7 protein-coding genes are annotated in these 8,360 nt (G+C 39.3%); 3 read left to right on the forward strand and 4 right to left on the reverse strand.

Going from position 1 to position 8,360, the window contains the following annotated elements; translation table 11 throughout:
- Positions 1-6: 6 nt before the first annotated feature.
- The 3 genes from FW774_RS18515 (at position 7) to FW774_RS18525 (ending at position 2,799) form a co-directional block, all read left to right on the forward strand.
- The gene (locus FW774_RS18515) at positions 7-468 is read left to right on the forward strand and encodes a hypothetical protein (RefSeq protein ID WP_149349715.1); all 462 of its coding nucleotides are present in this window, start codon (positions 7-9) and stop codon (positions 466-468) included.
- A 225-nt stretch (positions 469-693) separates the two neighbouring features.
- Positions 694-1,800: a helix-turn-helix domain-containing protein gene (locus tag FW774_RS18520; protein ID WP_149349717.1), complete on the forward strand. Its 1,107-nt coding sequence runs from the start codon at positions 694-696 to the stop codon at positions 1,798-1,800.
- A 375-nt stretch (positions 1,801-2,175) separates the two neighbouring features.
- Entirely contained in the window at positions 2,176-2,799 is a 624-nt protein-coding gene (locus FW774_RS18525; RefSeq protein WP_149349719.1) for a response regulator transcription factor, read from the forward strand.
- A gap of 82 nt (positions 2,800-2,881) precedes the next feature.
- On the opposite strand, the gene FW774_RS18530 is transcribed toward FW774_RS18525, so the two are convergent.
- The 4 genes from FW774_RS18530 to FW774_RS18545 all read right to left on the reverse strand — a co-directional run bounded on the left by FW774_RS18530 (position 2,882) and on the right by FW774_RS18545 (position 8,250).
- On the reverse strand, positions 2,882-4,993 hold the full coding sequence (locus FW774_RS18530) for a PAS domain S-box protein (protein ID WP_149349720.1): 2,112 nt from the start codon (positions 4,991-4,993) through the stop codon (positions 2,882-2,884).
- Between the two features lie 390 nt (positions 4,994-5,383).
- Positions 5,384-7,009: a hypothetical protein gene (locus tag FW774_RS18535; protein ID WP_149349722.1), complete on the reverse strand. Its 1,626-nt coding sequence runs from the start codon at positions 7,007-7,009 to the stop codon at positions 5,384-5,386.
- Between the two features lie 2 nt (positions 7,010-7,011).
- Entirely contained in the window at positions 7,012-7,776 is a 765-nt protein-coding gene (locus FW774_RS18540; protein WP_149349724.1) for a hypothetical protein, read from the reverse strand.
- 78 nt (positions 7,777-7,854) lie between these two features.
- The gene (locus tag FW774_RS18545; protein ID WP_149349726.1) at positions 7,855-8,250 is read right to left on the reverse strand and encodes a hypothetical protein; all 396 of its coding nucleotides are present in this window, start codon (positions 8,248-8,250) and stop codon (positions 7,855-7,857) included.
- Positions 8,251-8,360: the final 110 nt, after the last annotated feature.

Below are 8,360 nucleotides of genomic sequence, written 5' to 3' on the forward strand. Positions count from 1 at the left end.
TTGTTGATGATCAGAAGCTCATATTACCGGGCTGCTTCTGATCGGAAAACTTTACCAGAGACCGGTCTTTTTAAATTTCATGAAATCATGTTTTTATTGCTGTTGGTGGAGACACCGGCAGCGGCTGAGATCAATAGGAATGACGTTACAGAAAAGATTGCTTTGATTGTCTTAAGCAATATTGCAGCGTTGCAAACGCCGTTTTATGGCATCCCGGTTGCAAATCGGGACGAGCCTGCATCCTGTTTGCGCTCGTTTGCAAAACGAGTGCATAAATCTCCGGCGTTTGTAATGCCGGTAACAGCTGCCTTTGATTATCTTAAGCAATATTGCAGCGTTGCAAACGCCGTTTTCTGGCATCCCGGTTGCAAATCGGGACGAGCCTGCGCCTTAACCCGGACTCACGTTAATTTATGTTTTTCTATAAGTAACCAACCTCATCAATTAAAAATCATTTATAATTCTTAATTAAGATAACATTGTTTCTAATTTTCTTCGAAGTACTGTAATATTATTAATTTCGGTTTCGGTATCTGTCTATATAGCTTGAATCATATTTGTTTTATTTTCTTAATAACAGGGGTTGCTGGTTACCTGCTTGTTATTGCATTACTAATCCGTTTTAGTTATGAGCATCGCTTAGCTAATATAATACTGTGCTCAGCCTTTGTTTCTATTATATGGTGTACGTTAATGTGCCTGTTATTTGTTAGCGGAGAAATAAAACATTATCCAAACTTATTTAATACAGGTATTCCTCTCTACTATCTTTTTGCTCCGGCGGCTTACCTGTACGTACGGTTACTATTGTCGTCTCAAAAAAGGTTAAAAAAATACGACTGGCTCCATTTAATGCCCTCCATACTGGCGCTTATTGGCATTTTGCCGTTTATCTTTAAAGGTTCTGCCGATAAACAACGTACTATAAATATGATCGTCCATGATCCCGGCTATTTTTTTACATCTTCTTATTTCATTATCCCTCAAAAGATCCATTTTCTGATCCGAAAGATCCAGGCTGTTATCTATTTATTTTTTCAATGGAAATTCACGCTTTCTTTTAATAAAGAGAATATGCCCCGGCCCACTAAGCGTTGGATATATTATTTTAATATATTGGTTTCTTTCCTAACCATAGCCATTGGGATAATGGTTATAAAAGTTTTTTTTATCAAAGACGGTTACCTGGGCAGAGAATCGCTTTCTGTATGCATCAGCATAGGTATGTTCAGCTTGGGTATCGGACTGTTCTTCTTCCCTCATCTGCTTTATGATATGAAAGCGGCATTTACTGCGGATAATATACATCTGCCGGATGGACCATCTTTAACCAGCCCTTTACCCATCCTGGCGGCTTCTGATGAGGTTTACGAAAACAAATTACCACAGGAGGACAAGAAAAGTAAAGAATTAATTATAACCGGTAAAGTATTAGCTGATATCATTATAAAACTTGAAGAAAAGCTGGAAAAGCATCAATTATATCGCCAAAAAGGACTTACCATATATATGCTCGCCACCCAGTTAAATGTATCTACCAGGAATTTATCATACCTGTTAAACCAGCATTATAAGCTTAGATTTAATGATTTTATAAACATTTACCGTATCCGGTACGTAAAACAGAAAATAAAAGAAGGCTTTTTAAGCAATCTTACCATAGAGGCTTTAGCCGAAGATGCCGGTTTTTCATCCAGGAGTACATTCTATACTGTTTTTAAGCGAAAAACGGGTATGTCGCCCGCTGAGTATATTGCCAAACTGCCGGATACCGCCAGCAAAGAGCTGAAGATACCATAAACCCGGTATTTGCCGGCGTATATAGCAGGTTACCGGAGTGTGCTGATATGTCCAAACTACCGTAATCCGGACATAAACACGGCTTCTTTTTACCGTGACTGATCTTTTTGACGCTTATTTTTGCCTGAACAAATATTCAGATTGAAGAAATGCAAGAAACATTCAGACCTCAGCACGCTAAACAGAATTATGACCTATTTGAGTTACTCACCCAAACACATAATCAGCCTGCTTTGTAGTAGCCGGAACCTATATGTTTTTACAGGTTTTTTTTTGACAACTATAGTTTACAACAGCCTTCATTAGGCCATATATATTTTTCTTTGTATAAGATGAATGCTCTCGATGTTAGCCGAAACTTAATTCTCTCACAATATGATATCAATAGGAATAATTGACAAAGACACCTACTTTCTATCCAGTCTCAGTAACTATTTAAAGAGGTTTGTTAATTTTAATGTAGAATGCCAGTACCATGATTTAAATGAATGTAAAAAGGAGCCCAAAACGTTAGAGAAATTAGATATTTTATTGCTCGACCAAAAAACAATACGTCTTAGTGATATTAAACACCTGAACCAGTACACCACGGCAAAGCAGATCTTTTTAACCGACGAGGTTCATCCCAGGGAGCTTATTTCTGTAATTAAGCACGGTGCATCGGGTTACATTTTAAAGACAGGAAATTTTTACGAGATCTTTAACGCTATTTCTATAGTGCACACCGGGGGATGCGCATTGGGGCCCCAAATAGCTAAGATCATTGTTGATTCGATTAAAAACGAATCGCACCCGGAATGGCAGGTTTTAACTAAACGCGAACAGGAATTTGCGAGAGAGGTTTTCAAAGGCTTAACTTATAAAGAAATTGCAAATGAGCAGTGCGTAAGCTTGTCTACCGTTAGCTTTCATTTGCAGAATATTTATTTAAAACTTAATGTTAAATCACGGGCCGAGCTTGTTTCAAAGTATTCTATGATGGAATGCTGGAGACATTAATGCATACCCCGGCCTTATCCGGATTTTCTCAGCACCCTTTTTCAGATTTTTAAGACATTTGAAAAAGGGTGTTCTTATATCCTTACAGGTCATGATGATGAATGGTATCAGAAATATTTTTGATGATATGATCTAACTCAAGCGCCGAACGCTTTAATAATATCCAGTATTCGTTACGTTCAGGTTCATCATTACATACACCTGCTATATCTATTATGCCCAGAATATTTGCTACCGGCCTTCGTATTTCATGCGAGCTCATCCAGGCTACCCTTTTTAATATTTCTGTTTGCCTGCTTAACCGGGCTTCGCGTTCTTTTTTTTCTGTGATCTCCTGCTCTATAGCCACAAACCCCGACAGATTGCCCTTATCATCAAATACTGCTGTGCATGTAATTCTTACCCAGTATTTTCTGCCGGTTTTGGTGTAATTTACTATCTCAACAGAAAAAGACTGCCGGTTTAAAAGTGCATAGCGCATTTTGTTCCTGGTATTTTCATCTGTCTCGCTGCCCTGCAAAAGCAGCCCCGGAGATCTTCCCAGGGCTTCCCGGAATGAGAACCCGGTGAGTGATGTAAAGGCCGTATTAACCCAGGTTATTTTACCTTCCGGATCTGTAATAATGATCACATTATCAATTTTCTCTATCAGGCTGATCAGTCTTTTGTTTTCAATATAGATCTTCTCTAACTCATCGATATCCTTCAGGGCGCCTATTACCTTAACGGCTGTGCCGCCGCTGTAAATTATTTTACAATGGTCTACTATAAACTTGTATGCCCCATCGGCACACCGGAAACGATAATGCCGGGTTAAGCTCAGGTAGTTATTCCGGGTAGCATGGTCAAGCTGCCCGTTAGCCTTATTGGCATCATCCGGATGAATTTTACCGATCCACCATTCTTTAGTAACATTTACAGTGGTTAAATTATATCCGAAAACAGATGCTATAGAGCGGTTCCATATAATGGAATTATCCATAATATCCCATTCATAAATAGCATCATGCGTGACATTAAAGATCAGCTGATAACGCTTCAGGTTCTCGCGAAGCTCTTCTTCTTTCTGCTTTTTTTCTGTAATATCCTGCATGGCGCCAATAAGCCTTAACGGGATACCCGCACCGGATATATCAAGAAAGCTGCGTTCAAGAACGTGCCTGTAGCTACCATCGGCGCAGCGAAAACGGTACTCTTCTTTTCTTTTTTCAATTTTACCGGCAATACCGGCCTGTACCTTCTTTTTGATACGCTCTATATCATCCGGGTGGATATGATCATACCACCACTTTACAGAACCTGCCTGGATTGGTTCATGTCCAAAAATTCCCTTTAATCCCCTGTTCCAGGTAATTTTACCGGAAATGAGATCCCACTCCCAGATAGCATCGCTTGTTGCTTTTGATAAAATATTATAACGTTTTACATGCTCAATCAGCTTCCTGTTAGCTTCCAAACAGGCCGTTACATCCCGCGAGGTAATGATGGTTCCGTTTACCGCAGGATCATTAAATGCATTTACCAGCGTAACCTCTACCCACCGGTAATGCCTTTTACTGTAAACATACCTGAACGGCAATATCTTAACCTCCGGCTCTTTACCTATTTTGCTGAATTCTTTTAAAACGCGAACGCGATCTTCGCGGTGGATGAAAGAAAAGCTGTTATAACCCAGTACATCCCGGCTTTTTACACCCCAGTACTTTTCTACAGCAGGACTTATGTAGGTATACAGGCCTTCTGAATTAATAACAGCCATCAGGTCTGTGCTATGCTGTAGCAAAGCCTGAAGCCTTTTTTCTGCCAGAACCGGCGTGTTTTGTGTAACCGGTGTAAGAACCGATATGGTAAGAAGTATGACCTTGTTATCTGAAAAGGCAACCGGCCGGCCTGTTAATTTCACACAAAATGCCTGGCCGTTCTTTTTTACATGCTTGTTCCATATTGCAGTAGCGGGATCACCTGTTTTTATCCCGGTTATGGCATGATTAAAACCGGAGATTTTACCAGGCCATAAATTCCTAATATCCATACCCAGAAACTCATCGTATGTGTAACCATACGCTTTAACGGCCATTAAATTTGCATCCAGAACCTGAAAAGTATCTGCATTGAATACTAACTGGGGTAGCGGACAATGATTAAAAAGCTCCCGATAATTTACTGTCTTTAAATTGGCAAGCTGTGGTATCATGGATATTTTTCAATACAATTTCACGCTCTTAAAGCATGAAACTTCATTTAATGCATATCGTTAGTAAAAAATAGCCTTATAAGTTCGGGCCATACTTAAGGACAATAGTTTCTATAACCATCGGCTATAGTGGATGCGGTTTACGTCCTGAGAAGCAGTAAAACAAAAAATACATAATCCATAAGCAGCGTTGCCGGTAAAGACTGCCATATATATTTTTCCGCCCAGCTATCGCGAGCTGCCTTATAGAGTAAGAAAAATGTCATCGTTAATTTATTATTGCTCAGCTTTTCTGTGAACGTACGGGGGTGAATAGCTCCTTAAACAGGATGACGGAAAATCAGGCTTTTTAGACACCCCCGTACTACATGATCTTATACTGTAAACAACTTATATTTTACTACATTCCTCAATCAATATCGCCCGGTTTTTTTCAGGTGATATATCGCCGATATGATCATCAAGTCCAACTGTAGTACTTAAATTATTCTTATCAATCAGATAGTTTTTAATAATCTTTACATGATCTCCCCATTGCGCTTTAAAATCATAGCGTTGGCCAAGTTGCAAGAGCGTAGTTGTAAGTTTTCCCTTTTTAACTACGCCAAGCAGTTTATAGGTTGCATCTGCGGCACCTGCTGTTTTGTAATACAAATAAAAATCGGGTGGTGTTACTATTCCTTTATTAGGACATTTTACTGTTAAAGATAAGGTTACTCCTACAACAGGAACAGCAGGAGCGGCAACCTGTACATTTAATCGTCCTCCAGAGCATGGATTAGCAATAGTGCCCACGGCCAGTTGTTCGCCCGAAGTGGTCAGCACTTTGTAACTTACTGCGTATGAGGGTAAATTATTAAGCGCATATTCTAAACCATTACTAACAATTACAGTATTGGTTTCCAGAAGTTTACTACCATCGCTATTCCAGATTTGCAACACCATAGGTTGCGTATTAACATTAAGCCAACTTGCGTTAAATACCAAATTTGGACTACTGCATGAAGTAGTTTCGACATACTCATTTAAACTGTAATACGTAAGGTGATTAGTAGTAAATTCAACTACAAACTTGCCGTTTACCAGAGTAACCGTTCCCTCTTTTTCGTAACTCCATTTACCTGTATCCTCCGAATAGCTCCAAATAGATAATTTATCTCCAACCTTTACCGCATCATTGGTTCCAGCCATTTTATATGAAGGGTTAACTTCTAATAATAGGGAAATAGGCTGATCAAATTTTTTGACTTCCTGTCCATTAATCGTGAACGTAACTTTTGCAACCGCTGCTGTAGTAAAATAGGTTGATATGGTTTGACCATTAGGCCCGTTTACATCTTCGGCTGCAAAAGTGCCTCCTGGAAACAGATCGTTATTATCTGAATTTTGTGCATTATAATTAACTACCGATAGGTTCAGTAAATTACCGTTAATCTGGGTTCCTGAATTGTCTAAAAATTTAGTGCCGGCAGGTACCGTAACCGTAACAATTTCAGGCACATCGGTTGTAGCCGGAGAGCTTACCACGATAGGTTGCGCAGGTGTACTGTTAGTAGCAAGTGCTTCATTTGTATTCACAACGGTAACCGATGCCGGAGGATTACTAAGCTTTAACAGTTTAACATTCTTTACCTGGTGAAACTGCTCCTCATTAATAGTTACAGGTACAATCATGGTAGCATAGCCTTCACCTGTTATTTTTAAACTAAACTTCAATGGATTTCCTCCCTGAGGATCATAATGGGGATCTATACCTAATGTAAGCAAGCCGCCGTCCATTGACAGATTTTTATTTCCGCTGATATCGTACACCACACCTGCATCTTGTCCAATTGCACTGACACTCAATCCTTCCGGAACATTACCTGTGGTGGCTTCCCGGACATCAAACAATACCGAATAATGAATAATATCAGCGTTTATTAAAATATCGATATTCTCTTTAGCTTTGTTACAACTTAAAGACAACAAAACCATTAATACCGTTACAGAAAGTACATACAACTTAGTTCTCATATCTAAAAAATATTATTAATTAAAGAATAATTAAAGGTGACCTGGAATGAAGGCATCCATCGATAATATTTATCAAGGTTATGCTTTAATTGCTGTTGATTTTGATAATTATCAGCTAAATAATTCGTTCCATTTAATTTTACCGAAGGAGAAGCCAGGTAAAACGTACCAACGCCAATATTTAATCCAACACGGTTAGAAATTCGCAAGTTGTTCAAAGCTAAGCCTACATATGGGGCAAATCCTTTCCAGTTTGATTCAGCAGTCAGTTCACCTACTTCATCCGGACTTAACTGAATATCCCCGTAGTAGTAAGGGTCTTTCAGTTTCATTTTTGCTGTACCTTTAGCAGAAACAAAGTAGGAAATGCCGGCACTTAACGCTATATTCTGTACTGTTTCAGCGTATGCATTAGGAAAAAGGTCAAAATCCAATAACAAATGAGCCTGAGCAATATTAGCATTTAAATTCATGCTTACTGCTCTGGAAGGAAATGCCAGGTAGTTTTTTGAACCCTGAAACGGAAGATAAGAAGCTCCTGCATGCAATTGCCAGCGTGATCCTAAAAACGCATAGCTTTCAATACCAATTCCCTGAAAGCCTAAAGATAGACCTAAGGTAGCCGGGCGTAACCCGGTAACGTCAGATGGATCAATAATAGCCTGGGCTTTCGACGGATGGGAGGCATTTGGCCGAATGTTTGCCTTTGCCAACATCGTTATGCACACTCCAATACATAACGGGATGAATTTTGTCATTGTTTTCATGTTTCCATTTTAGTTTAGTTCTTGATAATTTATTTAAAGAGATATTCAGAGAGACACTACCGTTTGAGAATAACGGATTTACATACCGCGATTCAGGGATGGTATGGTGTAACAACTTAATCCAACCGCTGATGCATCGGCTTCAGTATATGATTGCACTACCACTAATCCTAATGCGTGAATCAGCAGGAAATTAACTTCTTTTCTATCCAAAGCCACCACTGTATGCAGATTTCCGGCATTAATCTGTTGTGCACTCAGAAGTTGTAAAACGTCGTTGGTTACCGGAAAAATTATCGGAATATCCGTTATGACTGAAACAAAATCATGTATTGATTTCTTAAGTTTCTCTATATTTTCAAAGTCTGAAGACAAAATGCTGAACACTAAAAACTTATTTTTAACAAGATTTAATGTATACCATATTGCCGGTCTTTTTAACTTCAAACCCGGTTGCGCACTATGATGAGCCATTTTAGTATCTCTTACTCCACGGTGACGGATTTAGCCAGGTTACGGGGCTGGTCCACATTGCAGCCACGCAGCACGGCAATATGGTAGGAGATCAGCTGCAACGGAATGGT

The organism is Pedobacter sp. BS3 (assembly GCF_008274585.1).
Taxonomy (GTDB): domain Bacteria; phylum Bacteroidota; class Bacteroidia; order Sphingobacteriales; family Sphingobacteriaceae; genus Hufsiella_A.

Coding starts and splice junctions, on each gene's coding strand:
- FW774_RS18545 (WP_149349726.1), bottom strand. CDS start 8,250: ATGGCTCATCATAGTGCGCAACCGGGTTTGAAGTTAAAAAGACCGGCA.
- FW774_RS18540 (WP_149349724.1), bottom strand. CDS start 7,776: ATGAAAACAATGACAAAATTCATCCCGTTATGTATTGGAGTGTGCATA.
- FW774_RS18530 (WP_149349720.1), bottom strand. CDS start 4,993: ATGATACCACAGCTTGCCAATTTAAAGACAGTAAATTATCGGGAGCTT.
- FW774_RS18525 (WP_149349719.1), top strand. CDS start 2,176: ATGATATCAATAGGAATAATTGACAAAGACACCTACTTTCTATCCAGT.
- FW774_RS18535 (WP_149349722.1), bottom strand. CDS start 7,009: ATGAGAACTAAGTTGTATGTACTTTCTGTAACGGTATTAATGGTTTTG.
- FW774_RS18515 (WP_149349715.1), top strand. CDS start 7: ATGATCAGAAGCTCATATTACCGGGCTGCTTCTGATCGGAAAACTTTA.
- FW774_RS18520 (WP_149349717.1), top strand. CDS start 694: ATGTGCCTGTTATTTGTTAGCGGAGAAATAAAACATTATCCAAACTTA.